1 protein-coding gene is annotated in these 1960 nt (G+C 64.6%); it reads left to right on the top strand.

Going from position 1 to position 1960, the window contains the following annotated elements; all coding sequences use genetic code 11:
- The first annotated feature begins 206 nt into the window (after window positions 1–206).
- Entirely contained in the window at window positions 207–1883 is a 1677-nt protein-coding gene (locus tag BMI01S_RS37205; RefSeq protein WP_028230706.1) for an IS1634 family transposase, read from the top strand.
- Window positions 1884–1960: the final 77 nt, after the last annotated feature.

Genomic DNA, 1960 nt, shown 5'->3' with positions numbered 1-1960 from the left:
GAAGTTCCTCCCTTTCTTGTAGTCATCACGCGGCCGCAAGTCCGCGTGATTGCTGAGCACCGGCGCCATTAGGGCGCTTTTATTGGCTCAAGGATGTAGTCACTAAAACGTATTGAAATCTGTGATTTTTCGACTACGATTTCCGTATGGCCTCCAGAACCGGACCCGCTCACGTCGTCACTACATCACGCACCTACAAGGGCAAGGTGTACTACACGCACCTGCTGCGGCGTAGCTACCGCGAGGACGGCAAGGTCAAGAACGAGACGCTGGGCAACCTGTCTCATCTGCCCGAATCGCTGGTTGACATCATCCGGCGCTCGCTGCAGGGCGAGACGTTTGTGCCACTGGGCCAGGCGTTCGAGGTCACCGGCTCACTCGCTCACGGCCATGTGCACGCCGTTGAGCTGGCAATGCAGCGCCTGGGCTTCGCATCGCTGCTGGGCAGCACGCCCTCGCGTGAGCGCGAACGGGTGCTGGCGATGGTGGCCGCGCGCATCGTGGCGCCGCACACGAAACTGGCCACCACACGCTGGTGGCACACCACCACGCTGGCGACAGACTTCGACGTGGCCGATGCCAATGAGGACGACCTGTACGCGGCGATGGACTGGCTGCTCGCGCGCCAGGATACGATCCAGAAGAAGCTCGCCGCGCGGCATCTGAGCGCCGGCGGCCTGGTGCTGTACGACCTGAGTTCGAGCTACTTCGAGGGGACCACCTGCCCGCTGGCCCGGCTGGGCCATAACCGCGACGGCAAGAAGGGGTTACTGCAGGTCAACTACGGACTGCTCACCGATGCACGCGGCTGCCCGGTGGCGGTGTCGGTGCATGAGGGCAACGTGGCCGACAGCACCACCTTCCTGCCCGAGGTGCAGCGCCTGCGTGAGCGCTTCGGCATCGAGCAGCTGGTGATGGTGGGCGATCGCGGCATGGTCGGCAACGCCTCGATCGCCCAGCTGCGCGAGATGGAGGGCATCGACTGGATCACGGCACTGAAGGGCGCGTCGATCCGCACACTGGTCGAGCAGGGGCAACTGCAGCTGGGGCTGTTCGATGAGCGTAACCTGCTGGAGATCGCTTCGCCGCAATATCCGGGCGAGCGGCTGGTGGCGTGCCGCAATCCGCAGTTGGCGGCACTGCGCGCGCACAAGCGCCAGGAGCTGCTCAGCGCCACCGAGCGCAACCTGCAGCAGATCACGGATCGCGTGAACGCGGGCAGGCTCAAGGGCGCCGAGGCGATCGCTCTGCGCGTGGGCAAGGTGATCAACCAGTACAAGGTCGCCAAGCACTTCGAACTGGACATTGGCGAGAACCGCTTCAGGTTCGCGCGTAAGCACGAAGCGATTGCCGCCGAGGCCGCGCTCGATGGCATCTACATCATCCGCACCTCAGTCGATGCCGCGCGCATGGAGGCGGCCGACTGCGTGCGCAACTACAAGGCGTTGGCCAATGTAGAGCGCGCCTTCCGCAGCCTGAAGACGGTGGACCTGAACGTGCGCCCCATCCACCACCGCACGGCGGATCGGGTACGCGCCCACATCCTGCTGTGCGTGCTCGCGTACTACGTGGAGTGGCACATGCGCGAAGCCTGGCGTGAACTGATGTTCGCCGACCCTGACCAGGCGGCCAAGGCCACGCGCGACCCGGTGGCGCCAGCGGAGCGCTCGCAGCAGGCGCAGGACAAGGTGACGCGCCGCACCGTGGATGATGGCGCGCCCGCACACAGCTTCTCCACGCTGATGGCTGAGCTGGGCAGCATTGTGCGCAACACCTGCCGCACACCTGGCGTCGGACCCGAGGCGCCGACGTTCGAGATCGTCACCACGCCCAACGCAACGCAGCGCCACGCACTCGATCTGATCAGGCAAATCCGGCCGTAGACAGAAACCGCAACCCCGAATTCACCCCAACGACTTATGGCACAAGGACAAACTCGTCCCTCTGCTACTGGAACCTC

The sequence above is a fragment of the Paraburkholderia mimosarum LMG 23256 = NBRC 106338 genome, assembly GCF_000739815.1.
In the GTDB taxonomy this organism is placed as follows: Bacteria; Pseudomonadota; Gammaproteobacteria; order Burkholderiales; family Burkholderiaceae; genus Paraburkholderia; species Paraburkholderia mimosarum.
Note: the sequence above shows the minus strand (reverse complement) of the source record. Positions and strands in the feature narration are given on the sequence as shown.